Source organism: Candidatus Omnitrophota bacterium (genome assembly GCA_041653595.1).
Lineage (GTDB): Bacteria > Omnitrophota > Gorgyraeia > Pluralincolimonadales > Pluralincolimonadaceae > Pluralincolimonas.
The window spans coordinates 61,430-87,005 of the sequence record JBAZFB010000004.1 but is presented as its reverse complement, the minus strand read 5'-3'; the positions used below and the strand labels follow the sequence as shown (position 1 = coordinate 87,005).

At 53.7% G+C, this 25,576-nt stretch carries 30 protein-coding genes and 1 tRNA gene; all 31 read right to left on the bottom strand.

Annotated features, from left to right (window positions below; translation table 11 throughout):
- Positions 1-127: 127 nt before the first annotated feature.
- The 31 genes from WC317_02910 to WC317_02760 all read right to left on the bottom strand — a co-directional run bounded on the left by WC317_02910 (position 128) and on the right by WC317_02760 (position 25,539).
- Entirely contained in the window at positions 128-469 is a 342-nt protein-coding gene (locus WC317_02910; GenBank protein ID MFA5339083.1) for a P-II family nitrogen regulator, read from the bottom strand.
- A gap of 14 nt (positions 470-483) precedes the next feature.
- Entirely contained in the window at positions 484-1,821 is a 1,338-nt protein-coding gene (locus WC317_02905) for an ammonium transporter (GenBank protein MFA5339082.1), read from the bottom strand.
- Positions 1,822-1,833: 12 nt separating this feature from the next.
- Entirely contained in the window at positions 1,834-2,580 is a 747-nt protein-coding gene (locus WC317_02900) for a hypothetical protein (protein MFA5339081.1), read from the bottom strand.
- A gap of 101 nt (positions 2,581-2,681) precedes the next feature.
- Positions 2,682-2,885: a hypothetical protein gene (locus tag WC317_02895; protein MFA5339080.1), complete on the bottom strand. Its 204-nt coding sequence runs from the start codon at positions 2,883-2,885 to the stop codon at positions 2,682-2,684.
- 180 nt (positions 2,886-3,065) lie between these two features.
- The gene (locus tag WC317_02890; protein MFA5339079.1) at positions 3,066-3,746 is read right to left on the bottom strand and encodes a response regulator transcription factor; all 681 of its coding nucleotides are present in this window, start codon (positions 3,744-3,746) and stop codon (positions 3,066-3,068) included.
- Positions 3,743-4,552: a UDP-2,3-diacylglucosamine diphosphatase LpxI gene (gene lpxI / locus WC317_02885; protein MFA5339078.1), complete on the bottom strand. Its 810-nt coding sequence runs from the start codon at positions 4,550-4,552 to the stop codon at positions 3,743-3,745. Before lpxI ends, WC317_02890 begins: the two co-directional genes overlap by 4 nt.
- 6 nt (positions 4,553-4,558) lie before the next feature.
- A complete protein-coding gene (gene lpxA / locus WC317_02880) occupies positions 4,559-5,329 on the bottom strand; it encodes an acyl-ACP--UDP-N-acetylglucosamine O-acyltransferase (GenBank protein ID MFA5339077.1) in 771 nt (256 codons plus the stop codon).
- Between the two features lie 18 nt (positions 5,330-5,347).
- A complete protein-coding gene (locus WC317_02875) occupies positions 5,348-6,679 on the bottom strand; it encodes a bifunctional UDP-3-O-[3-hydroxymyristoyl] N-acetylglucosamine deacetylase/3-hydroxyacyl-ACP dehydratase (GenBank protein ID MFA5339076.1) in 1,332 nt (443 codons plus the stop codon).
- Positions 6,645-7,730 (bottom strand): UDP-3-O-(3-hydroxymyristoyl)glucosamine N-acyltransferase, encoded by a 1,086-nt coding sequence (gene lpxD / locus WC317_02870; protein ID MFA5339075.1) that lies wholly within the window; start codon positions 7,728-7,730, stop codon positions 6,645-6,647. The genes WC317_02875 and lpxD overlap by 35 nt, the downstream gene beginning before the upstream one ends.
- Positions 7,731-7,733: 3 nt before the next feature.
- Positions 7,734-8,252: an OmpH family outer membrane protein gene (locus WC317_02865; protein ID MFA5339074.1), complete on the bottom strand. Its 519-nt coding sequence runs from the start codon at positions 8,250-8,252 to the stop codon at positions 7,734-7,736.
- Positions 8,253-8,279: 27 nt separating this feature from the next.
- Complete coding sequence (gene bamA, locus WC317_02860) at positions 8,280-10,700, bottom strand: outer membrane protein assembly factor BamA (protein MFA5339073.1); 2,421 nt, start codon at positions 10,698-10,700, stop codon at positions 8,280-8,282.
- Positions 10,701-10,810: 110 nt separating this feature from the next.
- Positions 10,811-12,172 carry a replicative DNA helicase gene (dnaB, locus tag WC317_02855; protein ID MFA5339072.1) on the bottom strand — a complete coding sequence of 454 codons (1,362 nt, stop codon included), beginning with the start codon at positions 12,170-12,172 and terminating at the stop codon, positions 10,811-10,813.
- A 1-nt stretch (position 12,173) separates the two neighbouring features.
- Positions 12,174-12,623 (bottom strand): 50S ribosomal protein L9, encoded by a 450-nt coding sequence (gene rplI, locus WC317_02850; GenBank protein ID MFA5339071.1) that lies wholly within the window; start codon positions 12,621-12,623, stop codon positions 12,174-12,176.
- A 28-nt stretch (positions 12,624-12,651) separates the two neighbouring features.
- The gene (rpsR, locus tag WC317_02845; protein MFA5339070.1) at positions 12,652-12,882 is read right to left on the bottom strand and encodes a 30S ribosomal protein S18; all 231 of its coding nucleotides are present in this window, start codon (positions 12,880-12,882) and stop codon (positions 12,652-12,654) included.
- Between the two features lie 28 nt (positions 12,883-12,910).
- Positions 12,911-13,324, bottom strand: coding sequence for a single-stranded DNA-binding protein (locus tag WC317_02840; GenBank protein ID MFA5339069.1), 414 nt, complete (start codon positions 13,322-13,324; stop codon positions 12,911-12,913).
- 11 nt (positions 13,325-13,335) lie between these two features.
- Positions 13,336-13,626 (bottom strand): 30S ribosomal protein S6, encoded by a 291-nt coding sequence (gene rpsF / locus WC317_02835; protein MFA5339068.1) that lies wholly within the window; start codon positions 13,624-13,626, stop codon positions 13,336-13,338.
- Positions 13,627-14,205, bottom strand: coding sequence for an aminoacyl-tRNA hydrolase (pth, locus tag WC317_02830; protein ID MFA5339067.1), 579 nt, complete (start codon positions 14,203-14,205; stop codon positions 13,627-13,629). It abuts the gene before it with no gap.
- A gap of 11 nt (positions 14,206-14,216) precedes the next feature.
- Positions 14,217-14,930 carry a 50S ribosomal protein L25 gene (locus WC317_02825; protein MFA5339066.1) on the bottom strand — a complete coding sequence of 238 codons (714 nt, stop codon included), beginning with the start codon at positions 14,928-14,930 and terminating at the stop codon, positions 14,217-14,219.
- 17 nt (positions 14,931-14,947) lie between these two features.
- Positions 14,948-15,904, bottom strand: coding sequence for a ribose-phosphate pyrophosphokinase (locus WC317_02820; protein MFA5339065.1), 957 nt, complete (start codon positions 15,902-15,904; stop codon positions 14,948-14,950).
- Positions 15,901-17,172: an NTP transferase domain-containing protein gene (locus WC317_02815; protein ID MFA5339064.1), complete on the bottom strand. Its 1,272-nt coding sequence runs from the start codon at positions 17,170-17,172 to the stop codon at positions 15,901-15,903. Before WC317_02815 ends, WC317_02820 begins: the two co-directional genes overlap by 4 nt.
- A 16-nt stretch (positions 17,173-17,188) precedes the next feature.
- A complete protein-coding gene (clpX, locus tag WC317_02810) occupies positions 17,189-18,445 on the bottom strand; it encodes an ATP-dependent Clp protease ATP-binding subunit ClpX (GenBank protein ID MFA5339063.1) in 1,257 nt (418 codons plus the stop codon).
- Positions 18,446-18,462: 17 nt separating this feature from the next.
- Positions 18,463-18,536: transfer RNA gene (locus WC317_02805), tRNA-Gln, on the bottom strand.
- Between the two features lie 20 nt (positions 18,537-18,556).
- Complete coding sequence (locus WC317_02800) at positions 18,557-18,991, bottom strand: septation protein SpoVG family protein (GenBank protein ID MFA5339062.1); 435 nt, start codon at positions 18,989-18,991, stop codon at positions 18,557-18,559.
- Between the two features lie 59 nt (positions 18,992-19,050).
- The gene (ispE, locus tag WC317_02795) at positions 19,051-19,911 is read right to left on the bottom strand and encodes a 4-(cytidine 5'-diphospho)-2-C-methyl-D-erythritol kinase (GenBank protein MFA5339061.1); all 861 of its coding nucleotides are present in this window, start codon (positions 19,909-19,911) and stop codon (positions 19,051-19,053) included.
- Entirely contained in the window at positions 19,911-20,852 is a 942-nt protein-coding gene (locus WC317_02790; protein MFA5339060.1) for a transketolase family protein, read from the bottom strand. The genes ispE and WC317_02790 overlap by 1 nt, the downstream gene beginning before the upstream one ends.
- A complete protein-coding gene (locus WC317_02785) occupies positions 20,853-21,683 on the bottom strand; it encodes a transketolase (GenBank protein MFA5339059.1) in 831 nt (276 codons plus the stop codon).
- A complete protein-coding gene (locus WC317_02780) occupies positions 21,683-23,215 on the bottom strand; it encodes a tetratricopeptide repeat protein (GenBank protein ID MFA5339058.1) in 1,533 nt (510 codons plus the stop codon). Before WC317_02780 ends, WC317_02785 begins: the two co-directional genes overlap by 1 nt.
- A 133-nt stretch (positions 23,216-23,348) precedes the next feature.
- The gene (hisG, locus tag WC317_02775; protein MFA5339057.1) at positions 23,349-24,224 is read right to left on the bottom strand and encodes an ATP phosphoribosyltransferase; all 876 of its coding nucleotides are present in this window, start codon (positions 24,222-24,224) and stop codon (positions 23,349-23,351) included.
- A 25-nt stretch (positions 24,225-24,249) separates the two neighbouring features.
- Complete coding sequence (locus WC317_02770; GenBank protein ID MFA5339056.1) at positions 24,250-24,612, bottom strand: hypothetical protein; 363 nt, start codon at positions 24,610-24,612, stop codon at positions 24,250-24,252.
- Positions 24,599-25,201: an RNA polymerase sigma factor gene (locus WC317_02765; GenBank protein ID MFA5339055.1), complete on the bottom strand. Its 603-nt coding sequence runs from the start codon at positions 25,199-25,201 to the stop codon at positions 24,599-24,601. Before WC317_02765 ends, WC317_02770 begins: the two co-directional genes overlap by 14 nt.
- Before the next feature lie 14 nt (positions 25,202-25,215).
- The gene (locus WC317_02760) at positions 25,216-25,539 is read right to left on the bottom strand and encodes a hypothetical protein (GenBank protein ID MFA5339054.1); all 324 of its coding nucleotides are present in this window, start codon (positions 25,537-25,539) and stop codon (positions 25,216-25,218) included.
- Positions 25,540-25,576: the final 37 nt, after the last annotated feature.

Below are 25,576 nucleotides of genomic sequence, written 5' to 3'. Positions count from 1 at the left end.
ATCTCCTTCTTTACTGCTTTCCCTTTCATGCTGGCTTACCTCCCTTATTTTTATGCCACAAGTATACAAAACGAATGTTAAATCCATATTACGCGGATGTTAAATCTCGGCAGTCACCCGTTTTAATCTATCCAATTGCAGGATTTCCCTTCTCTCCTGTACGTATACGAATACATTCCGGCAAATCGAGAATAAATATCTTCCCGTCCCCGACGTGGCCGGTGCGCGCCCTGGAAGCGATCGCCTCGACAGCCGGCTTGACGAAATCGTCGTTTACGGCTATCTCCAGCTTGACCTTCTTCAAGAGGCTTCCTGCCTCCTTATGGCTCCTGTAGACCTCGGAGATGCCTTTTTGGCGGCCGCGGCCCATGACGCTCGTGACTGTGACCAGGTGTATCTCCTTCTCCTCTAACCTCGCCAATACCTCGTCCAGCCTGTCGGGCTGTATTATCGCAACGATATATTTCATCTTTATCCCTCCCTTTAATCCAGGACCGTGTAGCCGGCCTCGCGGTGCTGCGTGAGGTCCAGGCCTATGCGCTCATCCTGCTCTGAAGCGCGCACGCCCATAATCGCATTAAGCACCTTGAGGATCACGAAGGTCATGACGAACGAATAGACCGCGGTAATGATAACGGCCTTGAGCTGCACCAAAAATTGCGCCGGGTTCCCGTAGAAGAGCCCGTTATTCCCGGCCGCGTTCACGGCCTTCGTTGCCCAGAGGCCTGTAGCCAGGGCTCCCCAGATGCCGCCTATGCCATGGACTCCGAAAGCGTCAAGCGAATCATCATAGCCGAATTTAACCTTAAGCAACGCTACGGCCATATAGCAGAAGACCGACACGCCAATACCGATCCATATAGCCCCGACAGGGTTCACAAAACCCGAGGCCGGAGTTATCGCGACCAGGCCGGCGACAACGCCGGTAATAATTCCCAATACCGTCGAACGTGAATTGAATATCCAGTCCAAAAGCGCCCACGTTAGTCCGGCTGCGGCGGCCCCTATATGAGTGACCACAAAAGCGCTCGTCGCCAGAGCGCCGGAACCGAGCGCGCTGCCTGAGTTGAACCCGAACCATCCGAACCATAGCAATCCCGCGCCCAATACAGCGAACGGAAGGTTATGCGGGGGCGATATCTTGTCCGGATATCCCTTGCGTTTTCCCAAAACCAGGGCGCTCGCCAGGGCCGCGACTCCGGCATTGATGTGGACGACCGTGCCTCCCGCGAAATCAAGCGCCCCGTCGGCCCTCAGGAAACCTCCGACGCCCCATACCCAGTGGCAGACCGGGTCATAAACGACCGTCGCCCATACAAGCGCGAATACGCAGAACGTCGAGAACTTCATCCTCTCGGCGAACGCGCCCAATATCAGGGCGGGCGTAATGATGGCGAACATCGCCTGGAATATCATGAACGCCTGGTGCGGGACCGTGGCTGCATACGCCGGATTGGGGTCGAGGCCCACGCCTTTTAACCCGAACCACGCAAGGCTCCCGATAACGCCTTTGACATCCGGCCCGAATGCCAGGCTATAACCAAAGAGCACCCACTGGATGGTTATAAGGCACATCACCATGAAGCATTGCATCAGGATCGAAAGCACGTTCTTCCTGCGCACGAGACCGCCGTAGAAAAACGCCAGGGCGGGTGTCATCATTAACACCAGCGCCGCCGATGTCAAAAGCCACGCCGTATCGCCGGTGTCTACTTTTACCGCAGGAGTGGCCTCCGCGGCCGCGACTACCGTCGCGATAACGGTGAAAAACAGAAAAGCGGCGAAAAACCAGAACGCGCTCTTCCTTATTATTTTTTTCATCTCTTCATCCTCCTATTTTTTCTTGAACAACTTGCTGAACGCGTCAAAATCAACGTCGAACTGTATGGTGACGGTATCGGCAAGATTACGGTTGTTGTAACGATCGAACCCGACTATCATGGAGACGTTATCCGAGAACTTCCAGGAAGCACCGAAATTCCATGACCCGTACGAGCTCCTTGTGCCCTGATATTCTGCGCAGATCCAGAGCTTGTCAGATATTTCGGTCATCGTACGTTCCCAGGCGCCGAAGACGCCGTCGTTGTCCCTGTTCCCGCTAGGGCCCAGCAACAGTTTTTTGTTCCCGTTAAAATACCCTAGCGAGAGGCGGCCAAGGTTGAAATCATTTATCTTGAACGTCTTCGCCGCCTTGCCGTAGATAAGGTTGTAGTTCGTCTTGTCCGTCTTCGTCCCTATGTCATAAGCGCCCACAGCCAGGGCCGGGAACCATTCGCCGAACGCGCCTTCAGGTATCCCACCTTTCGCGTTGAAATACATCGGATAATTGTCCAGGTCCCCATACCCTGTCTTGTGGTCAAATCCCACTTCTATGTTGAATTTTTCAAAAGGCAAAACGCCGACGGTAAGGCCTTCGTTGGTTACCGTGGCTATCCTGTTACCGGCCTTATCCTTGCTGACCGGCAGGTACATGTCGCCTGTCACGTGGACTACCCCGAAGGCCTGGACGTCAGTTGACGGCGCCCAGATGTGGGTGGAGGCGGTCGCGAAACAGTCCGCTGGGGATATTAATGAGGACAACCCAATAATGCATAAAACCAGCCAAAAGCTTTGACGTAACATCTTCTTATCTCTCTTTCTCCCAATGTCTTGACCTGTTGGTTTCGCGATCTTATCCGGCCCTAGATCAGTTTCGGATTATAGACCGCTATCTTCGCCGTTGACCTGTCGACACCGATGTCGTCAAAAACTTCGGAACCGGCCCTGCATATCGGGCAGCTCCTGGGGGGCGCCTGCCGCTGTGTTAAGTAGCCGCACTTTGCGCACCTGTACTTCCTCTCAAGATCATCTTCTTTGATCTTCACACCGCTAAGTATACGGACCAATGTTAAATCCGTATTACATCCGCGTTAAATCTTGATTAATCCTGCATGCGGGTGTCATGCCTTGAAATTTAACGCCTCGCGAAGAGCCGGTTTATGACGCAGTAGATATTCGGTAGAGGCGAGTAATAAAGAAAGGCCGAGCGGGGCTTAAATTTCAAGGTAAAAAAGCAGGTTACGGGATTAAGCGATGAATTTGTAGCCGATGTTGCGGATGGTCTCGATAAAGGTGTGCTTCCGGTCCTCTATCTTGCTGCGGAGGCGGCGGATATGGACATCCACCGTGCGGGTGCCGCCGTAGTAATCGTATCCCCAGATCTTGTCGAGCAGCTGGTCCCGGGAATAGACGCGGCCTTTGTTTGAGGCGAGGAATTTGAGGAGTTCGTATTCTTTGAACGTGAGCTCCACTTTGCTGCCGTTCAATGACACTTCATATCTTGATACGTCTATGACCAGGTCGCTTATCTTTATCATGTCATCGGAATCGGTCGGTATGACTTTTTTGAGGAGCGCCTTGACGCGCGCTATGAGCTCCGCGCCGTTAAACGGGGCAATTATGAAATCGCCTATGCCTGAAAGGTTATCGAGAAACCGCATCCCGTCTTCCGGCAGGATGGCGAAAATGGGCGTCTCTTTAAGGAACCTGTCTTTCTTGAAGGCGCGCAGGACAGCCTGCGCATCGAAATTCTTGGGGGAGGCGAAATCGAGGACTATGACATCCGGCCGCCTCTTCAGTGTCTCTTCGTAGGCCAGTTTTATATCGGCCTCATCGCAGGAATAGACCTGGTAATCGGCGTCTTTCAGCGCTTTTTTGGCGCGCTTAAGGCCTTCGTCCTCTATGCCTAATATAAGGATACCGCTCACACTTTTACCGCTATTATGGAAATACCGTTATTGTCCGCGAGAGCGATCGTTTCTTCTTTATCTATTATCAGCGTCTTCTTTGCCTCTATCGCGAGGCAGGCCGCTTTCACTTCAACCATCGAACGTATAGTCTGAGGCCCTATGACCGGTATGTCGAATTTCATATTCTGTTTCGGGCGCGCGACTTTTATTATGACTCCGCCCGGGCCGGCGAGCCGCCCGCCGCGCCTTATCATCGCGTCGGTCCCCTCGATATCCTCGACCGCTATCACGGCCTTATCTTTCACGAATATCGAAAGCCCTATATCCAGGCCGGCCACTTCCCTCGCGACCCTCGCGCCGAACCTGATATCCTCCTCCTGCGCAGGCGCCGGTTTAGCCTTCGTCAGCACGCCTTCTGCCGGCAGCAGGTCCTCGAGGAAAAGCGTCGAATCCAGCAGGTCTATGCCGGCCGATTTCAGCGTCGCGGTGATCATCGATAGCAATGTATCGTCTTTCTTGTCCAGCGCCCTGACAAGGATCGATTTCATCAACCCGTCGATCTTAAGCGCTTCGTTGAATATCCTGGATTTAGTGATCCCGCCGGCCATCACGGCTTTTTTTATGCCTTCGGCCCTGAAGATCTCGAGCACCCTGGAGAGTTCGCCGAGTTTTACCCAGTAAAATTTGTCGACGAGCTTTTCCACCTCGGGCCGAGTCTCGCCCTCGATGCCCACGGCGATGACTTTTATGCCTTTGGCTTTCGCCGCTTTTGCGAAAAGCAGCGGAAAATCGCTTTTACCCGCGATAAGTCCTATAGTGTCCATATTATTTTATCTTGATATGCCCCGTTCAGAGGCAGCCGTGAATTCTATGAGGTAGTCTACTTCGGGGCATTTCGGGACTTCCGACCTTATCTCTTCCAAGGCATGGGGAACGGTAAGCCCCGAATTAAAGAGTATCTTGAAAGCCTTTTTAAGGGAATTCCGCGATGCCTGGGGGACGTCGGCCCTTTCGAGCCCGACGGTATTGAGGCCGTATACTTTCAGGGGATGGCCGTCGCTCATCGAATAAGGCACCACGTCCTGCGTGACTTTCGAACAGCCGCCTATGATAGCGAGCTTTCCTATGCGAACGAACTGGTGGACGCCGGTAAGGCCCCCGATATCGGCCTTCTCCTCGACGGTGACATAACCGGCGAACGTGCCGCAGTTGGCGATGATCGCCCCGTCTTTTATGACGCAATCGTGCGCCACATGGCAATATGCCATCAAAAGGACCTTATTGCCTATCACGGTAGAGGACTCTTTGTTCGTCCCCATATTTACGGTAACGTATTCGCGGATGATATTGTTGTCGCCTATCTTAACGTAACTTTTTTCGCCCTTGAATTTCAGGTCCTGCGTAATGGAGCCTATCACGGCCCCGGTGAATATCCTATTATCGCGGCCGATAGTCGTGTGCCCGTCAATGACGGCGTGCGCGCCTATCACGGTGCCGCTGCCGATCTTGACGTCCGGACCGATTATACAATAAGGGCCGACTTCAACTCCGTCGGCCAACTCCGCCTTTTTATCTACGATCGCTGTAGGGTGGATCTTCATTTTACACCTTGTAAGGAACTACTCGGAAGCCTCTTCACCGCCGACCAGGGCGAACATGAATTCGCCTTCGGCCACAATTTTCCCGTCGACGCTCGCGACAGCCTTCACCTGGACGGTCTTGGAGCGCAGTTTCAGCACCTCGGTCTCGAGGACAAGCTGGTCCCCGGGCACGACCGCTTTACGGAATTTTACCTTGTCCATCGACATGAAGAAGGCGTATTTTCCGAGGTTTTCCCTTTTGTTGAGCATCATCACGCCGGCGACCTGCGCCAACGATTCCATTATGAGCACCCCGGGCATTATCGGCATGTTCGGGAAATGGCCCTGGAAGTAAAACTCGTTCATCGTGACGTTCTTTATGCCCACCGCCCTCTTGTCGTCCTCGAGCTCTATGACCCTGTCGACGAGCAGGAACGGGTAACGGTGCGGCAGTATCTTCTTTATATCGTTTATATCGAGGGGCGTGCCCACGATGCCGGGGCCTTTGCTTTCCATGGCGCCGGCGCGCATGCGCTCCTGCTGCTGCCTTATCTTCTGTAAAAGCCTGACGTTGAGCGGATGCCCGGATTTCACGGCTATTACATGGCCTTTTAAAGGCATACCCAAAAGGTACAGGTCTCCCATGAGATCTGAGATCTTGTGGCGCGCAAACTCATCGCTGAACCTTAATTTATTCTTTATGACGCCGTCCTTGCCGACAACGAGGGTGTTCTCGAAGTTCGCGCCTTTGCCGAGCCCCTGCCTTCTCAGTTCCTCGGCCTCGGCCTCGAGGCAGAATGTCCTCGTCGGGGCTATCTCTTTCTCGTAAGTCTCAGGCGTTATCACGACCGAGACATACTGGGACCTGAGCAGCGGGTGGTCATAGCTCAGCGTATACGATATCTTTAATTCGGAATCGGGAAGTATCGCCAGGACCGTATCGTTCTCCTCGAGCCAGATCGGGTCTTTTACGGTAAAGGTCCTTTTCTGTTCCGGCTGCGATTGCACGCCCGCTTTCTTTATCAGCTCGACAAACGGCATCGCGGAACCATCGAAACCGGGAAGCTCGGGCCCGTTTATCTCGACCTTGATATTGTCTATCATCATCCCGCTGAGCGCCGACAGCAGGTGCTCTACCGTATGGACTTCTGCGCCGTTGCAGGAAAGCGACGTCCTCCTCAGCTTGCGGCTGGATTCCATGACATTGGCGGTATTCGCTTTTATCACCGGCGAATCCGGAAGGTCTACGCGGATAAAGCTTATGCCGGAATTAGGCTCGGCAGGCAAAAGGCGCATTTTTACCTTCGTCCCTGTATGCAGGCCGGTACCTTCGGCCTCAACCGCGCTTTTTATTGTCAGCTGTTGTTCCATCTGCTATCTTCTTCTCCAACTGTTGAAATTTTTCTTCGAGTTTTTTAAGTTCATCGACGATCTGAGGAAGGCGCGAGACAAAGGCATTCAGCCTCTTCGCCTCATCGTGCCGCCTTGCCGGGTATCCCGAAACGCATGTATTCGCCGGCACAGGTTTCGTGACGCCGGCCTGTGCCGCCAGTACCGCGTTATCGCCGATAGTTATGTGTCCGACCAGACCTGCCTGGCCTGCGATCGTGACGTTCTTGCCTATGACCGTCGAACCGGATATTCCGGCCTGCGCTATTATTATGGAATTCTCTCCGACTATGACGTTATGGGCTATCTGGACAAGGTTGTCCACCTTGGTGCCCTTCCCTATCACGGTCTTCCCGAACCGCGCCCTGTCGATAGTGACATTGGCGCCTATCTCTACGTCGTCCTCGATAAGGACCGTCCCGATCTGGGGTATCTTGTGGTGCTCTCCGCCGACCGTCGCGAACCCGAACCCGTCGCTGCCTATGACCGTGCCGGAATGGACTATCACCCTGTTCCCTATCTCGACTTTCTCGCGTATCACGACGTTCGGGTAAATGAGGCAGTCGCTGCCTATCTTCGCGCGATTGCCGATATAACTGCCGGCGTAAATTATAGTCCTGTCCCCTATAGCGGCGTCGTCGTCGATCACGACGTACGGCTGGAGCGCGACATCTTGTCCGAGTTTTACGTTCTTCCCGACCACAGCGGCAGGATGTATACCGATGGGATACTTCTGGTCGTTCGGCATAAGGATGGAGATCACCTTGGCGAACGCCATAGAGGGGTTATCCGCGCGGATCATCGGCCTGGGCGCGGTCTTCGTCTCCCGTGAAGTTATGATCGCCGACGCCCTGGTCGTATCCATCAGAGGGGTATAGCGCGGGTTAGCGAGGAAAGTCAGGTCCCCTTCTTCCGCTTCCCTTATCCCGCTTATCCCGGTTATGACGACATTCCCGTCGCCTATAACCTCGCCGTCTATCAATTGCGCGATCTCTTTGAGGGTCTTATGTATTGGAGAACCCGCTTCAGGCACTTGCTATCTCTTCCCCTTTGCGGCGTATTGATCGTTCAATATCTTAAGGATCCTGTCAGTCAGGTTGTCCGTGTCGCTTCCGAACAAGACGGCCCGGCTGTCGAAAATATACTTATAACCTTCCTTCTTGCCGATATTGTCTATGGTATCCTTTATCTCCTTGAGTATCACCCTTGCCATGTCATCGCGGTCTTTCCTGAGGGTGTCCCTTGACTCCTTGTCGAAATCCTGGAGTTTATTCAACTTCTCCTGTACCGCCGCGGTCTTCTTCGCCTTATCCGCTTCCTTGGCCAGGTCGAGATCGTCCTTCATCTTCTTTATCTCGGCGACCAACTTGTCCCTTTCGCCCTGTTTGGCGCTGCTTTTTGACTCGAGTTGTTTGTCAAGGTCTTTTGTCTTGCCATATTCATCGAAGACCTTACCGAGATCCATATAGCCTATCTTATCTCCGGCTGCGCGCGCCATGTTTACGGACACCATGGATAACGAAACTAAAAACGCCAAAATGACCAACTTGGACATTGCCTTCATCTTTCTTCTCCTTCCGTGTTAAAAAGCCCTGCTCAGGCTAAAGTGAAACCTTCCAACCTTCTTCTCGCCCTGGTCGGTTTTAAGCGGATAACCGTAATCCAGCTTTATAGGCCCTACCGGAGTTTTTACCCTGATACCGGTGCCGGCAGAATACATAACTCCGCCCTTGCCGAAATCGCCTTCCCTCTGCCAGACGTTGCCTGCATCCATGAAGACCGCGCCCTTGAGGAATTCCACTATGGGAAAGACATATTCGGCGTTCCCGACAAGCATGGCGTTGCCTCCTAACGGGCTGTTCGTGACCGGGTCTTTTGGACCTATGCTTCTTTCTTTGTAGCCGCGGACAGTATCGGCGCCTCCGATGAAAAACCTTTCATAGATGGGGACGCTGTCGGTGTTCCCGAACGCGCCTACCGCGCCCGCTCTCGCGGTTAATTGCAAAACCTGTCTTTCGATGAACGAGAAATAAAAACTCGACGAACCGTAGTACTTCACGAAATTCTTGTCGCCGCCGATAGGCCCGCCGGCGCCCTGGACCGAACCGAACAAAATATATCCTTTAGTCGGGGACAACGTCGAATCCCTCAGGTCTCTCGTCAATCCCAGGGTCAGGCTCGAGATGACATTGGTGCCCTGCTCTTTCTGGAGGTCGGCCAGCGCGGTTGAGTCGACATCCGAGATCTTGACGCTCTCCAGCCTGTAAATCATATCGGCCCTGTCGTTATCGTCGAATTCTTTGCCCAGCCTTAAGTCCCCTCCCTGCCTCTGCTCGCTATAACCATAACCTATATCCGCCGCCTTTAAGTGGGTGTTTTGGTATAAGTCGAACCCGAAAAGATACGGATAATCGAATACCCAGGGTTCGGTAAAACTCAACTGGTAATCCCTTCTTACGGTACCTATCTCCGCCCTGACGGCGAGTTGCTGTCCGCCGCCGGTAAAGGTCGGGAAATTAAACAGGTCGAAATTACGCTGCGTAACCTGGATGAAGCCGACCAATTTATCTACGGTCGAGAAACCGCCGCCGAACGAGAACTCTCCTGTCTTGGTCTCCTTGACATCCACGATGAGGTTCGCCTTGTTCGGCTCGGTGCTCTTCTCCGTATCGAAAGTTATATCCTCAAAATAACCGAGGTTATAGAGCCTCTCTTTGGAACGCTGGAGCTTCTTCCCATCAAAAGCCTGTCCGGGACGCAGCCTTAGCTCCCGCCTTATAACCTTATCCTTGGTGCGGACGTTGCCTTTGATCTCTACCCTGCCGACAAATGTAAGTTCGTTCTCTATGATAGTATATTTGACGTCGATATTGTTAGTCTCGGGATTAAGCGAGCTCTCCGGCTTTATAGTGGCGTATATATACCCTTTCTCAAAATACAGCCCTTGCATCGCGTCGGCGTCAGCGCGCATAGCTTCCTGGCTGAAAGCCTTTCCTACCGTCATCTTAAGGGGTTTCCTCAGGTCTTTCTCCGCGATGACGGCTTGGCCGGTTATCGCCAGCGTATTGACGAGATATTTCTTGCCCTCATCGACCTTTATGTTGATCCAGAGGGATCCGCCCTGTTCGTTGTACTTGAGGTCGGGTTCCAGCTTGATGTCAAGGTAACCGTTGTTTTCATAAAACGCTTTTATCTTTTCGAGATCGCTCTCGAAAGCATCCTCGTTAAAAGTGCCCGACCTGAAGAACCACCACGCCGTCTTCGTGGACATAAGCCTGGTGAGCTGGTCCGACTTGAACGCCTTATTCCCCTCGAATGTTATCCTGTTTATCTTTACCCTTTTGTCCTCATCGATCAGGATCGTTACGACCGCCTTATTGGTCACAGGATCAAGCCTTATCGCGTAATCGACCTTGGCGTGGGTAAACCCCTTCTTATAATACATCTCCCTGATGACCTTCGTGCTCTCTTTGAGCTGGCGCTCGTCGAGGATCTCGTCCTGTTTTATCTTGAGCTCTTTCTTGAGCCTTTCATCCCTGAAGGTCTTGTTACCGGCGAATATTATCTGGCCTATAGGCGGTTTCTCGGTCACCGCAAAGGTGATATCAAGGCTGTTTTCAAATTCCTTCACCTCGGCCTTCACATCGGAGAAATATCCGAGGCCGTAGATGCGCTTTATATCTTCATCGACCGTGGCCTTCTTGTACGCCTCGCCCTGCTTGCTCTTTACCTTAGAAAGTATCAAGGACGAAGAGACCGCCTTATTTCCCGTGATATAGACTCCCCCGACCGTCTTTTCCTGCGCGGCCACAACCGGGGGCTGCGCCGGGACGGGATTCTCAAGGGAGGGATTTTCAGGCGATTCCGGGACGGATTCCGCCGGCGCCTCTGCGGCTGCGGCCGGCGCCTGTTGCTCGGGCGCGACCATCTCCTCGGAAAAAACCGGTTTAAGGCACAGGATCAAAAGGGCCGATAGGAAGATAACCCCGGGAAAGATCTTCATAGGTATATAAGGAATCCTCATTAAATGTTTAATTTAACATACACTAAAAACAATGTAAAGCGAATTGTGGACCCCTCCCATAATAACAAAGGAAGGTCCATCCTTCAGGATCATGTATCCTGCCTTACGGACAGGTTCTCAAATCTCGTAAATTCTTTCAGGAACGCGAGTTTCGTCGGTCCGGTCGGGCCGTTGCGCTGCTTGGCTATCATCACTTCCGCGATGCCCCTGTTCTCTTCGGTGGGGTTATAAAACTCCTCGCGGAACAACAAAAGCACCAGGTCCGCGTCCTGCTCGATAGCGCCGGATTCGCGCAAGTCAGCAAGCTGCGGGCGCTTATCATCCCTGCCCTCCGGCTTCCTCGAAAGCTGGCTTACCGCGATAAGGGGGACGCCTAACTCCTTGGACAAAGCCTTCAGCGAACGAGATATGTCGGATATCTCCTGCTGCCTGCCCTCGGACCGAAACGACGGGCTCTCGAGCAGCTGCAGGTAGTCTACTATTATAAGCTTGATGTCATGCATAGATTTAAGCCTTCTGGCCTTCCCTCTCAGCTCCAGGACCGAAAGCGCCGAGGAATCGTCTATAAATATAGGCGCTTCCGAGAATTTTCCTGCCGCGTTGACGAGGCGCGGCCAGTCGGTCTGGGAAAGGAAGCCGGTCCTCACCTTGCTGGCGTCGACCCTCGCGTGGGAGCAAAGCATCCTCTGCGCGAGCTGTTCCTTGGACATTTCCAGGCTGAAGACAGCCACTCCCTGTTTTAGCACTATGCCTACGTGTTCGGCGATGCAGCAGGCCAGGGCGCTCTTGCCCATCGACGGCCTTCCTGCGACCACTACAAGTTCGCCTTCGTGCAAGCCGGAGGTCATCTTGTCGAAATCGTCGAACCCGGTCGCCAGGCCGGTCACGTTCGTCTTCCTCTGATAGAGCGAATCTATGGTCTCTATGGAATCTTTTATTATCTCTTTGAGCGAGACGAACCCCCCTTCGACCTTCCTGGAGGTTATCTCGAATATCATCCTCTCGGCCTTGTCGAGTATCTCTTTCGCCTCGTCCTGGGCGTCGTATGCGGCCGAAAGTATGGTGGTGGCGCTCGTGATCAGGCTGCGGAGCATGCTCTTGTCTTTTACTATCTTCGCGTAATGGCTGATGTTGGCGGCGGTCGGAACGAAAGTAGTAAGGGAAGTGAGGTAGCTTATGCCGCCGGCCTCTTCGAGCTCGCCCTTCTTCTTCAGTTCGTCGACGAGCGTTATGAGGTCGACGGCCTTATTGTTGCTGTAAAGCCCTACGATGGCGTTGAATATTATCCTGTGGGCCTGTTTGTAAAAAACGTCTTCCTTCAGCAGCTCGACGGCATGCGATATCGCCTCTTCCTCTATCATCATAGAGCATAGGACGGCCATCTCGGCATCGAGGTCCTGCGGCGGGAGTTTCTCCAGGGATATATCCCTGCCTTCTTTGCCCTGGGCCATGTTATTTCTTGACCACCCATAATTTCAGGTTAGCGGTGATATCCTGGTGCAGTTTTATCGGGATCTGGAATATCCCTATCTGGGTTATATGGTCTTTGATCTCTATCCTCTTCTTGTCGACGATTATGCCCTCGGCCTCCAGCGCTTTCTGTATGTCGATGTTCGTGACCGAGCCGAACAACTTGTCGTCCTTTCCCGCCTCTACGGCTATGGTGCAGGAGACTTTCGAGATGGCATCGGCGAGCCTGGCCGCTTCCTGCCTCTCCTTCTCCATCGCCTCGGCCTTCTGTTTCTTGTTGGTTTCGGCCGTCTTTATATTCTGCTCGGTTGCCGACAGAGCAAAGCCGCGCGGTAAAAGGAAGTTCCTCGCGTAGCCTTCGCTTGCGGATATTATATCGCCGGATTTCCCGAGGTTATCGACATCCTTCAACAATATCAATTTTGTCGCCATTGAACGTCCTCTCTATATTTTGGACAGCCTAGACTGAGGTATAAGGTATGAACGCGGCGAGGCGCGCCTTCTTGATGGCCTTCGCGAGCATGCGCTGGTGTTTCGCGCAATTGCCGGATATCCTCGACGGTATGATCTTGCCCCTTTCCGTGACGAATTTCGCTATCCTCATCGTGTCTTTGTAATCTATCGCCTTTAACTTCTCTCCGCAGAATTTGCAGACCTTCTTCCTGTATACCCTCTTTTCTCTTCTTTCCATCTTCTGCCTGTTCTCTCCTTACTTTCGGTTAAAACGGCGCATCCTCTCCGGATGGCGCGTTGGTTTGCGTATCGGCAGGCTCGGCCTCCGGGCCGCCCTCCTGTTTGGTTCCTTTGGCCCGTCCCAGGAACTGCACCCGTTCGGCGATGACTTCGACCGCGGAGCGTTTTTCGCCCTGGGGCGTTTCCCAGCTGCGGCTCTGGATCCTTCCCTCGACGAAGACCGGGCTGCCTTTAGAAAGATACTCGCCGCACGTCTCCGCCATCTTGGCCCAGACGACCACTTTGATAAAAGAGACCTCTTCCTTCTTCTCTCCCTGCTGCGTATAGACGCGGTTGACCGCGACGGTGAATGTCGTGACCGCGCTCCCGCTCGGGATATACCTCAATTCGGGATCCCGCGTCAGATTACCGATCAGAAATACCTTGTTAAGGCTGGCCATAGATACCTCTATTATTGGGCTTCGTGGATGAAGATGACGGCCCTGAGGACAGATTCGTTTATCTTATAGACCCTCTCCATCGCCACAATCGACTGCGGCTCGGCGGTAAAATACGCCAAAAGGTAGCGGCCTTTCTTCTCTTTCTTTATGGGATAGGCGAGGTCTCTGGTCCCTAATTCCTCTTTAGCGTCGACCTTCCCGCCGTTCTTGGTGATGACCTCTAAGACAGCGGCGGTCAGCTTCCCGTATTCTTCATCGCTTAAGTTCGGTTTGAGTATGAAAAGCCCTTCGTATTTCTTCATCTATCCTTCCTTTCTATTCTTCAGATTGAACTGAGTCGCGGCGCGTTCTACGCCGCCCTTGAGCCATGTTTCGCAACAATCGACGGAAGTTTCCACTGCTTCGTCTAGGATCGCTTCTTCAAATTTCTTGAAAGTCGAGAGGACATATCCGCTCAGGCCGGCGCTTTGCGTTTCTTTGCCTATGCCGACCCTAAGCCTCGCGAAATCGCCGCTTCCGAGGCACTCTATTATTGAAGCGAGGCCGTTGTGGCCTCCGGCAGAGCCGTCAGCCCTTATGCGCGTGATCCCGAGAGAGAGGTTGACGTCATCGCAGATAACGAGCAGGTCGCAAAGCTCGGTCTTCCTGCGCGAGAGTATCGCCCTGACAGCCTCTCCGGACCTGTTCATATAGGTCTGGGGAAGCGCTATGGTCACTTCCTCCCCTAACATCCTGCCTCTTCCAATGAGCGAATTGAACGCCTTCGTATTTAACCTTATGCCGTGGATGCCGGCCAGCGCGGACGCAACCATGAAGCCCACGTTGTGCCGAGTCTTTTCGTATCTCTTCCCGGGATTCCCGAGGCCGATGATCACTTTCATCCCGTTGACCGTTATTCCTTCTTCTCTTTCTCCTTGGCCTTCGCTGCGGCTTTAGCTGCCTCTTCCGCGGCGATCTCTTCGGGTTTCTTCTGCTTCAGGACTTCGGGTTCGGCCGGAGCGGTCTCTGCAGCGGCAGCGACTTCCTCAGGCATGATCTCTATCGGTTTCTCGACCGCGAAGATCCTGACGTCGGGGTCGTTGAGGATCTTTACGCCCTTAGGCGCGACTATATCCTTTATGAAAAGCGCGTCGCCTATCTTCATGTTGCTGACATCGACCTCAAGTTTCTGCGGGATATCGGTAGGCAAGCACTCGACCTGGATCTCCCAGAGGAGATGCTCGAGCACGCCGCCTTCCTGTTTCACGCCGACAGACTCGCCCTTCGAGGAGAGGGGCACGTTCACCTTGATCTCCTCGGTCAACGAGATCTCGTTGAAATCGACGTGCAATATGTGGCCGCTCAGCGGGTCATGCTGGATCTCTTTTATGATGCAGGTCTTGGCCTTCGCCTTCTCATCGCCCTCGATCTTGAGGTTGATGAGGGCGTTCTCTCCGGCCGAGGTATGGAGCGCCTTATCCATCGCTTTCCTGTCGAGGAAAAGCGGCATGGACTTCTCGCCCTTCCTGTAGACGACGGCGGGGATTATCCCCTTTACGCGTTCGCGCTTTACTATTTCTTTGCCGAGTTCCTTCCTTGCCTTAGCTTCCAGTTTTACCTGTTCCATTTAACTTCTTTCTCCTTTTATTGGTACACTTTCTCGAATAATGTGCTTATCGATTTCTCGTAGTGTATCCTCTCTATCGCCTGTCCCAAAAGCGGCCCCACCGATAACACTTTTATCCGCGGGATCAGCTTCTCCCTGGGTATGGGTATCGTGTCGGTCACTATCAATTCCTCGAGTTCGGAATTTTCTATCCTCTCTATGGCCGGCCCTGACAAGACGGCATGAGTGGCCGCGGCAAAGACCTTCCTTGCCCCGGCGTTCTTGAGCGCCGCGACCGCCTCTACCAGGGTCCCGGCCGTAGCGACGAGGTCATCGATAAGGCAGACGTTCTTGCCTTTGACCTCGCCCATTATATTCATTACCTCGGCTTCCTTGTCGTTTATCCGCCTCTTATCTACGACAGCCAGGCCCGCCTTGAATTTCTTCGCGTAAGCGCGCGCCATCTTCATGCCGCCGACATCAGGCGAGACTACGACGAGGTTAGGAAGGTGCATCTTCTCGAAATGCCTCATGAATGTGTTTACCGCGAAGAGGTTATCGAGCGGTATATCGAAAAATCCCTGTATCTGTCCGGCGTGCAGGTCCATCGTCAGTACGCGGTTCGCGCCGGCGACGGTTATGAGGTTGGCGACCAACTTCGCCGTGATCGGGACGCGCGGGCGGTCCTTCCTGTCCTGCCTGCTGTATCCGTAATAAGGCATGACCGCGGTGATGCGCCTCGCCGACGAGCGCTTTATGGCGTCTATCATTATCAATAATTCCATCAGATTGTCGTTTACCGGATTGCATGTCGGCTGGACGATGAATACGTCCCGGCCCCTTACGTCCTCGGCGATCCTTATCCTTACCTCGCCGTCGTTGAACCTGTCGACCTGGGCGTTGCCTAACTGGACCTTAAGGTAGTTGCAGATCTTCTTCGCCAGATCGCGATTCGCGTTGCCGGAAAATACCAGTATCTCCTTATTGTTCTTCATCTTTTGCCCTTTGCCTTTTTGGATTTATCCAGTATCCTCGCCGGCACTCCCACGACGACAGCCCCTGCCGGGATGTTTTTATTTTTTAAGACGACGCTTCCCGCGCCTGTTGCGGCGCCGTTCCCGATCTTGACCGGGGCGACCAGTATCGTGCCGCTCCCGACAAAAGCCTTATCCCCTATTACAGTCTTGCTCTTCCTCTTCCCGTCGTAGTTGGCCGTTATCGTGCCGCATCCCACGTTAGCGCCTTTGCCGACGACGGTATCGCCGAGGTAAGTCAGGTGCTTGGCCTTCGACTTGGAGCCGATCTTCGAACGGACGATCTCGACAAAATTCCCGATCTCGGCGCCGTCACCGATGGCCGTGCCGGGCCTTAACCTGCAGAACGGCCCTATCGAGCAGCGCTTGCCTATGACCACATCCTTCTCGATAAAGGTAAAGGGATATATTACCGTGTCCCTGCCGATCTTCGCCTCCGGCGATATGAATGTCGTCGCCGGGTCCAATACGGTGACCGACCCGCCGGTAAGTTCTTTTATTTTCCTTTGGTTCAATATCGAATATGCCTTAGCCAAATCAGCCCTCGAGTTGATCCCGATGGACTCATCGGGATCGCCGGTCTTGAATGCGCCGACTTTCCTGCCGTCTTCCAGAAGGATAGCGATCACGTCGGTCAGGTAGAATTCCTTCTTGACCTTCGATCTCTGCACCCTGTCAATGACTTCAAAAAGGTCTTTGCGGTCGAAACAATAGAGCCCGACGTTTATCTCGCGGACCCGCTTCTCTTCCGCCGTCGCCTCCTTATCCTCAACGATAGCCTCCACGCCGCCTGATATCCCGCGGATGATCCTGCCGTATCCGGACGGGTCTTCCATCTCGACGGTCAGGACCGTACAGGAAGACGCGAAAGCCTTATGCTGCCTTACCAAAGACCGTAAGGTCTCTTTCTTTACGAGAGGGACATCGCCGTAAAGGACCGCGATGTTATCAAACCGCGATAATTCTTTCTTCGCGGACTTTACCGCGTCCGCCGTGCCTAGCTGCCTCTCCTGGACGACGGGCCTGGCTTTACCTTTAAGGAAACGCCCGATCTCTCCGGCCCCGCGGCCTATCACGACGGCCGGCTTTTCGAACCCGCATGCCGACGCCGCGTCCAGGACATGCTGAAGGACGGGTTTCCCGTTCAGGTCATGCAGGACTTTCGGTATATCGGAATAGAAACGCGTTCCCTTGCCGGCGGCAAGGATCACACAACCGAAGCCGCTCAATTTGTGCTCTTATCCCTTAAGCTATTTTACGTTTGTCTTTGTCTTCGCCGCGCGAGATGAGTATGGGCATGGTCTTGCGCGTGACGCATTCGGGCGTGATTACGCACTCCGCGATCTCGTTCTGCGACGGAATATCATACATCACTTCGAACATTATCTCTTCGAGTATCGAACGCAGGCCGCGCGCTCCGGTGCCTTTATGCATGGCCTCTTTCGCGATCGCTACAAGCGAATCTTCGGGGATCGTAAGTTTCACGTTCTCCATCTCGAAAAATTTCGTATATTGCTTTACCAGCGAATTCTTCGGCTTGATGAGGACTTCAACGAGGTCCTTCTCGTCAAGCGGGTTGAGCGTCGCGACGACCGGAAGGCGCCCGACGAATTCCGGGATCATCCCGAACTTCAACAGGTCCTCGGGCTCGACGCGGGAAAGGAGGTCTCCCAGCTTCTTGGCCTTGCTGGCCTGCGGCTCTTCGAGATATGTGCTGAAGCCGATCGTCTTCTTCCCTATCCTGCGCTCGATTATCTTGTCAATGGTAGAGAAAGTCCCTCCGCAGATGAAAAGTATGTTGGTCGTATCGACCTGTATGTATTCCTGTTGAGGGTGCTTCCTGCCGCCCTGGGGCGGGACATTGGCGGTCGTCCCTTCCAGGATCTTTAACAGCGCCTGCTGGACGCCCTCGCCCGAGACATCCCTCGTGACCGAGACGTTCTCCTGGGTCTTCCCTATCTTATCTATCTCATCGATATATATTATTCCGTGCTGCGCGCGTTTTACGTCGTAATTGCACGCCTGGAGGAGGCGCAAGAGCACGTTCTCGACGTCCTCGCCTACGTAACCGGCCTCTGTCAACGGCGTGGCGTCGCACAGGGCAAACGGCACATCGAGGACCTTCGCGAGCGTCCTCGCCAAAAGCGTCTTGCCGGACCCGGTCGGCCCGATAAGCAGGACATTCGACTTCTCGAACTCGACGTCGCGGCTCTGGACCTGCGTGACTATGCGTTTGTAATGGTTATATACGGCAACGGAAAGCTGCCTCTTGGCGCGCTCCTGTCCGACGATGTATTGGTCGAGCTGGCGCTTTAACTCGGCGGGCTTTAAAAGTTCCTTGACGCGGGTCTCGCGTTTCTGTTTAAGCTCCTCTTCGTCGTCGCTGGACAGTATCTGTCCGCAAAGCTTGACGCAACTCTCGCAGATATACGCGCCCTGCCCTGAGAACAATTTTTTGACCTTTTCGCGGGATTTCCCGCAAAACGAGCATCTCTCTGTCATTCCGATTCGCCTCGCATTGGTTGCCCGGTGAGGATTCGAACCTCAACGCCGAGATCCAAATTCTCGTGTGCTACCCTTACACTACCGGGCAGAAGAAAATAAAACTAGCGGTTAGTCTTCTTCTTCTGCGTACTCCGCCCCTTTGGCTGGGACAGGACCCTTCTTCTTCTCGGCATCAAAGGCATCCAGGACCTTCTTCTGGATAAGCTCCCTGAATTCGAGCGTGATAGGATGGGCTATGTCTTTGTGTTCCGCCTGGCGTTCCTTCGCCTCGTCCTCCGGGCTCTTCGCCGCCTGACGGGCGATGCAATCCAGGGCGGAACCGCAGTTGTTGCAATATTTGGAGCGCACTACGTTCTTAAAATTGCATTTAGGGCAGGGTTCCTTCATCTTCCTCGACGGCATCGCGACGAAGAGGCCCTTCTGCCCCTCGATGACCTTTATATTCCTGACGACAAACGCATTGTCGAAAGTGACCGTGGCGTAAGCCTTAAGCTTCCTATCCTGACCCTCTTTCATGAAGACCCTGACCTCGGTGATCTGCATCTGCCGCTCCTTTCCACCTCAGATGAAGTCCCGCCCGGCGGGATCGAGAAATGACTGGCTTACCACAAAGTCTGCGCGACAAAAGCCTGCCAGCCCTCCCTTAGTATGAGCCTACTCTTAGCTTCCAGAGCTTCCTCTTTACCGGAAGCCACCCCATACACAGTAGGTCCGCTGCCGCTCATTATCGAAAACCTGAGCCCCGCTTCTTTTATCGCAGATTTCATCTCGGAGATGGCGCTGAACTTGCGTTCAACCGGGACTTCCAAGCTATTAAACAAAAGATCCTTAAGGCCCCCAAATCTTATCTCTTTGAGGCGAGCAGGGTTAATTCTACTATCAGAAGGGGCCGAAGTCAAGCCCAAATTTAGGCCCTCATAGGCTTCTTTTGCCAGCACCGGAAACCCGGGATTCACAAGGAGATACCAAAAGCCGTTGCCCTTGGGCAACGGCTCGAGGATTTCGCCTCTTTCGCGGCCTATCGCTCTCCCGCAATCGAGCAAAAAGAAGGCGACATCAGCCCCTATGGCGCCGCCTATCTCAAATAATTGACTTTTATTAAGTTTTAAGTTCCACAGCTCGTTCAGGCCGCGCAAGGCGTAGGCGCAATCCGAGCTGGCGCCGCCTAACCCGGCGGCGACCGGGATATTCTTCTTTAAGGTCATCTCCACCCCGTCCAATACTCCGCATTTTTCCCTGAGCATCTGCGCGGCCCTGTATATGAGGTTGCGCTTATCACAAGGCACTTGTGGGTCATCGCATTTGACCACAATATCTTCGGGTATCGGCTTCAGGGTAAGCTCGTCGCAGAGGTCTATGCGCTCGAAGACGGTCTCGATATCGTGATAGCCGTCGGGCCGCTTGCGCAGGACTTTAAGGTAAAGATTTATCTTCGCGGGAGGCTTCAGGTTGATCATAGGCATTACTTTTTGGTTTTAAGGAGTTCAAGCGCCGCTTTCACGATGCCCTCGGCGGTAAGGCCGAAATACTTCATGAGCTCAAGGGCCTCGCCGGATTCGCCGAAACGGTCCTTCATTCCCACCATGCGCATCGGGACCGGGCAATTCTCGGCCAACACTTCGGCGACAGCGCTTCCCATACCGCCTGCGATCGTATGCTCCTCGGCGGTGACGATAGCCCTTGTCTCCTTCGCGGCCTTTATTATTTCTTCCTTATCTATCGGCTTTACCGTATGGAGATTTATTACTCGAGCCGACACTCCCTGTTTCTTGAGGTCGTCTCTCGCCTTCAGCGCTTCATGTACCATAATACCGGTCCCTATTATAGTGAGATCGGAACCGTCGGCCATGCGCAGGGCCCTGCCTATCTTGTAAGTATCCTTATAGTCGGTTATTACCGGGCAGGGTTCGCGCCCAAGCCTTAAGTATACCGGTCCGGGATGCGAAGCGGCCGCGAGTGTCGCGAGGCGGGCCTCTTCGGAATCGCACGGCACGATCACGGTCATGTTCGGAAGGACGCGCATAAGCGTTATCTCTTCCAGCGCCTGGTGCGAGGCGCCGTCAGGGCCTACCGATATCCCGCCGTGGCTGCCCGCGATCTTGACGTTCAAATTCATGTAGCAGACCGAAAGCCGTATCTGGTCCCATGCGCGGCCCGAGGCGAAGACGCCGAACGTGCACGCGAACGGGACTTTGCCGCTCAACGCGAAACCGGCGGCAGTGGATATCATATCCTGCTCGGCCACGCCGAAATCGAAGAATCTCTCCGGATATTTATCCCTGAACCAATTGGCGCGCACCGAAGCGGTAAGGTCCGCGGACAATACTACGACGTCCTTGTTGGACCTCCCGAGCTCGACCAGCGCCTCGCCGAATCCGTCGCGCGTGGGTTTAATTACAGCCATTTATTTAAGGCCCTCTTCTATTTCTTTCAGCGCCTTTTCAAGGTCGGCCTTCTTGACCGCCGTGCCGTGGTATCCGGGCGCGTTCTTCTCGATGAACGAGACGCCCTTGCCCTTTACCGTATGCGCTATTATCACCGTAGGTTTCCCTTTTATCATCTCGGCCTTATCGAGCGCGTCCATTATCTGCTTGAAATCATGGCCGTCTATCTCTATGACGTGCCAGCCGAAAGCAAGCCATTTGTCTTTTACCGGCTCGAGGTTCTTGATGTCGCTCGTCCAACCGTCTATCTGCTGCTTGTTGAGGTCTATGATGGCGCAGAGGTTGTCGAGCTTATAATGCGCGGCGGTCATAGCGGCTTCCCATACCTGCCCTTCGTCAAGCTCGCCGTCGCCCAACAGGCAATATACCCTGTAATCCTTGAAGTCCATGCGCGCGGATAACGCCATCCCGTCTGAGATGGAGAGTCCCTGTCCGAGCGAGCCGGTCGAGGCCTCGCAGCCCGGCGTGTTGAGGCTCGCGTGCCCCTGGAGTATCGAACCGCGCTTGCGCACGGTCATGAGGGTTTCGCACGGGAAGAATCCCCTGCGCGCGAGCACCGCGTAGAGCGTCGGGCAGGTGTGACCCTTCGAAAGGACGAACCTGTCCCTCTCCGGCCATTTGATATTCTTGGGGTCATAACGCAATTTATAATAGTAAAGGGCTACGACGATCTCGACGCATGAGAGCGAGCCGGACGTATGTCCGGACCCCGCCTCCGAAAGCATCGTCAGGACGTCTTTCCTTATCACTTTAGCCGCATCTTTTAACTGGTCGAGGCTTGGTCTTGCCATTATCTCCGGGCTTTCTGCGATCTTTCGAGCTTCTCTTTGATCGACGGCTGGTCGGCTTTCAATTCCAGCGACTTCTTCCAGGCGTCCTCCGCCTTCGCCGTCAGGCCTTTCTTGTAATACGCGTCCCCAAGGTGGTCATAGAGTATCGAATCTTTCCCGTAAATGGATATCGCCTTCTCGAGCTGGTCTATCGCCTCGTCGGTCATCCCCTTCTTGAAATATGCCCAGCCGAGGCTGTCTATATAGGCGCCGTTATTCGGGCTTATATCGATAGCGCGCTTGATCAGGCTTATCGCCTCGTCGAGATTTGTCCCGCCTTCGGCGTACATATAGCCTAAAAAGTTAAGCGCGTCGGCATGCCCGGGGTTGAGCGTGATCGCCTTTTTTAATTCTTCTATGGCGAGCGCTTTATCCCCGCTGCTTTCGTAAACTGAGGCTAAATAAAAATATCCTTCGGCATCCTTCGGCGCGAGTTCTACCGCCCGCTTATAGGCGGCTATGGCTTCCTCCGGCATCTTCTTCTGCGAATAGGCCATCCCTTTTACTATAAAGGCCAGGTTGGCGCGCGGCTCATTTTTTATAACGGACGCCTTATCAAGGAGGCTAAGAGCTTCGTCCGGCTTCTTTTCATTTAGATAGACATATGCGAGCTCAAGATAACCGTCTATCTTATCCGGCGCGAGGCCGATGATAAGTTTATAGGTCGCGATCGAGTCCTCAATTTTTCCGGCGCGGTAATACGCGTGCGCAAGCAAGGCGTATATCTTCGTGTTCAGGGGCTCGGCCTCGAGGGTCTTCTTGTAGTCCTCTATCGCCTTGGGGTAATCGCCCTTAAGTTCCCAGATTATCGCCCTGCTCAGGCGCGCTTCGGCATAATCGGGACTGAGCTTTACAGCCGCGTCGAAATGCTTGAGCGCATCGTCATATTTCCCTAACTTCGTGTAAAAGATCCCCAGCGTAAAATGTATCAGCCCCGACTCCTTGCCTTCCTTGAGGATGTCCTCGTAAACCTTGGCGGCTTCCTCTATCTTTTTCTGGACTACGTAAAGATCGGCGAGCGAGGCGAGGGCTTTGATGTCGTGCGGATCCTTTTTTACTATCTCCTCATATTGCTGGGCGGCCTTATCGAATTTCTTCGTTATCGTGTAGAGGAGGGCGAGGGTAAAGCGGGCATTGACGTCCGAAGGGTCGCTCTCGATCGCGATATTGAGGTATTTCTCCGCATCCTCGGACTTGTTGAGCCGGATGTAATCGAGCGCTATGCACGTATTTATGGTCGAGGACTTGGGGTCCTGCTGCAGGGCCTTCTTGTATTCCTCGATGGCCTGCTCGAACTTCGATTCGTTGTCGAGCATGTTGCCCATGAGAAAATGGGCATAGGACTTCGTATCGGCGCTCTTCGATTTTTGGCCTTCGGAAAAAAGGGTATCGTAATCGGAGAGGCGCTCGGAAGACCTGCAATAGAGAGGTGACCCTTTTATTATGGCAAAAAGGGCCACCCCTGTTATGGCAACGAAAATATACTTTTTCACCTGTGGAAAGCCGGGTCCCAAGAAGGACTACTTCTTCTTGTGCCTATCCCTGCGGAGCCTCTTTTTCCTCTTGTGAGTCCTGATCTTCCTTCTTTTGCGCTTTTTACCGCACGGCATCTTGTACTGCCTCCTTTTAATATATGACTTTATTGAGCGGGTATTCGATTATGCCTTCCGCCCCGGCCTGTTTCAATTTGGGTATGAGCTCGCGCACCTGTTTCTCGTCTATGATCGTCTCGATCGCGCACCATCCGGGGACGCTAAGCTGCGAGATCGTGGGCCTGCGCATGGCCGGAAGTATGCCGAGGATCTTCTTCAGGTTCTTGTTAGCGATGTTCATCTTCAGGCCGACCTTCTCCTCGGCGGCTATGGCGCCCTTGAGGAGTATGGCGATCTTCTCTATCTTCGCCCTCTTCCAGGGGTCCTTCCAGGATTTTTTGTTCGCTATTAATTGGGTCGTCGATGTGCAGAGCGTCTCGACGATCTTGAGGTTGTGCGCGCGCAGCGACGAGCCGGTCTCGGTAAGTTCGACGATAGCGTCGACAAGGCCGGAATATACCTTGGCCTCTGTCGCGCCCCAGGAGAATTCGACGTCGGCGGCGACTTTCTTCTTCTTAAGATATTCTTTTGTGAAATTTACGAGTTCGGTGGCTATCCTTTTGCCGCTGAGGTCCTTTACGCCGCGTATATTGGAATTCTCCGGGACGGCCAGGACCCATCTTACGGGATTGAGGCTCTGTTTGGCGTAGGTAAGCTCTTCGACGCGGATGACGTCGGACTTGTTCTCGAGTATCCAGTCATTGCCGGTAATGCCGCAATCGAGGATGCCCCCTTCGACATACCGCGACATCTCCTGCGCCCTCAACAGGACAGGGGCAAGCTCCGGGTCATCGGTCGAAGGAAAATACGACCTCTCTGAAGAGGATATGGAAAATCCGGCCTTCTTAAACAGTTTAAAGGTAGCCTCTTGCAGGCTACCTTTCGGCAAACCTATTTTTAGCTTTGACATGGCTCATATTCTATATTCTACGAGCCTAAAAGTCAACGATATTTTCGCCGGAAGCCAGTTCTTCCGTCAGCACGAACTCTCCGGCGAGGTCATCCCTTGAGAGGAGCGCGACCGAGACAAGGCCCGATCCGCCGGATGACAGGGAGAAGACCATCAGGTTGATCGCAACGACTAATGTCGCCGCGACAAGGACCGGCTTGGGCTGGAATATCGCGGAGAAGGCCCAGCCCAGGCTTTCGGCGAACCCATAGCCGCGGCTAGACTTACGGCTGTCTATGGCATCCAGCCTTTCGCGCAGTTCCCTGTCGAACTTCAGCCAAAACTCTTTTTGAGGCTCGGGAACCTTCTTCTTCGCCATCATCTCCATAATATCCTTAAACGACGCCATATTGGCCACCCCCCTCCGTATTTATGTACGGCGATAACGCCTTTTGCAGGTTCTTTGTCGCGCGAAAAAGATGGACCTTCGCGGTCGACTCGCTGCATTTTATCACGCCGGCGATCTCGCCCAATTTCATCCCGTGCACATGTCTTAATATAAATGTCATCTTCTGCTTCTCCGGCAGCCTATTTATCGCCTCGTCGACTTTTTCCCGTATCTCCTTGTTGAGGAGCGCCTCTCCCGGGTCCGGACCACCCTCGACCGCCTCTACCGGCGCCGCATCGTCCTCATCCGCGGGCTCAGGCATGTCGGCAAGCACCTTCATCCTGGACTGCTTCTTCCTTAAGACGTCCCTGCACTGGTTCACCAGTATCCTGTAAAACCAGGTATAGAAAGCCGAGCCGCCGCGGAATTTCCTGATATTCAAATACGCCTTTACGAACGCCTCCTGCAGCACGTCCTTGGCATCTTCGGCGTTCCCGGTAAAACTGTAAGCGAGGGCGAACGCCTTCCCCTTGTAGATATCCACAAGCGAGTCGAACGCAGCCCGCTCGCCATTTTTTGCCCGTTCAATAAGCAGAAGTTCAGGATCCAATATCGGTTCGACCCCTACTTGCCCGTATCCGCCAGGTCCTTCTTGAGCTCCGAGAGGGTCGACTCCATCCTCTCGATCTGGCCCTGGATTATCTCCCTGTACTTCGCCGGGTCCTTCTCTTTCAATTTCCCGAGCCTCTCGCGGATCTGCCCGCGCCTGCGGTCCATCATCTTTTTGAACTGCTCGGGATGCTCCTTACCGTATTCCTTCAGCTTATGGAACCTCTCAAAGGCGTGCTCCCTTGATTGCGTCTTGCCGATATAATAACCGGTAAAGGCCGAGCTTGACGCGATGATCAGGACAAGCGCTGCCGCCAAAATTGCCTGGGATACCCTCATCTTATCCTCCTTTTACTTTATTAGACGTATAATGACC

Coding starts and splice junctions, on each gene's coding strand:
- WC317_02825 (MFA5339066.1), bottom strand. CDS start 14,930: ATGGAACAGGTAAAACTGGAAGCTAAGGCAAGGAAGGAACTCGGCAAA.
- WC317_02760 (MFA5339054.1), bottom strand. CDS start 25,539: ATGAGGGTATCCCAGGCAATTTTGGCGGCAGCGCTTGTCCTGATCATC.
- rpsR (MFA5339070.1), bottom strand. CDS start 12,882: ATGGAAAGAAGAGAAAAGAGGGTATACAGGAAGAAGGTCTGCAAATTC.
- WC317_02875 (MFA5339076.1), bottom strand. CDS start 6,679: ATGGAACAACAGCTGACAATAAAAAGCGCGGTTGAGGCCGAAGGTACC.
- WC317_02800 (MFA5339062.1), bottom strand. CDS start 18,991: ATGCAGATCACCGAGGTCAGGGTCTTCATGAAAGAGGGTCAGGATAGG.
- WC317_02770 (MFA5339056.1), bottom strand. CDS start 24,612: ATGGCGTCGTTTAAGGATATTATGGAGATGATGGCGAAGAAGAAGGTT.
- lpxA (MFA5339077.1), bottom strand. CDS start 5,329: ATGAAGATCCACCCTACAGCGATCGTAGATAAAAAGGCGGAGTTGGCC.
- rplI (MFA5339071.1), bottom strand. CDS start 12,623: ATGGCGACAAAATTGATATTGTTGAAGGATGTCGATAACCTCGGGAAA.
- pth (MFA5339067.1), bottom strand. CDS start 14,205: ATGAAAGTGATCATCGGCCTCGGGAATCCCGGGAAGAGATACGAAAAG.
- rpsF (MFA5339068.1), bottom strand. CDS start 13,626: ATGAAGAAATACGAAGGGCTTTTCATACTCAAACCGAACTTAAGCGAT.
- ispE (MFA5339061.1), bottom strand. CDS start 19,911: ATGCCTATGATCAACCTGAAGCCTCCCGCGAAGATAAATCTTTACCTT.
- dnaB (MFA5339072.1), bottom strand. CDS start 12,172: ATGGCCCAGGGCAAAGAAGGCAGGGATATATCCCTGGAGAAACTCCCG.
- WC317_02905 (MFA5339082.1), bottom strand. CDS start 1,821: ATGAAAAAAATAATAAGGAAGAGCGCGTTCTGGTTTTTCGCCGCTTTT.
- WC317_02790 (MFA5339060.1), bottom strand. CDS start 20,852: ATGGCTGTAATTAAACCCACGCGCGACGGATTCGGCGAGGCGCTGGTC.
- hisG (MFA5339057.1), bottom strand. CDS start 24,224: ATGTCAAAGCTAAAAATAGGTTTGCCGAAAGGTAGCCTGCAAGAGGCT.
- clpX (MFA5339063.1), bottom strand. CDS start 18,445: ATGACAGAGAGATGCTCGTTTTGCGGGAAATCCCGCGAAAAGGTCAAA.
- bamA (MFA5339073.1), bottom strand. CDS start 10,700: ATGAAGATCTTTCCCGGGGTTATCTTCCTATCGGCCCTTTTGATCCTG.
- lpxI (MFA5339078.1), bottom strand. CDS start 4,552: ATGGACACTATAGGACTTATCGCGGGTAAAAGCGATTTTCCGCTGCTT.
- WC317_02840 (MFA5339069.1), bottom strand. CDS start 13,324: ATGGCCAGCCTTAACAAGGTATTTCTGATCGGTAATCTGACGCGGGAT.
- WC317_02785 (MFA5339059.1), bottom strand. CDS start 21,683: ATGGCAAGACCAAGCCTCGACCAGTTAAAAGATGCGGCTAAAGTGATA.
- WC317_02865 (MFA5339074.1), bottom strand. CDS start 8,252: ATGTCCAAGTTGGTCATTTTGGCGTTTTTAGTTTCGTTATCCATGGTG.
- WC317_02820 (MFA5339065.1), bottom strand. CDS start 15,904: ATGAAGAACAATAAGGAGATACTGGTATTTTCCGGCAACGCGAATCGC.
- WC317_02910 (MFA5339083.1), bottom strand. CDS start 469: ATGAAATATATCGTTGCGATAATACAGCCCGACAGGCTGGACGAGGTA.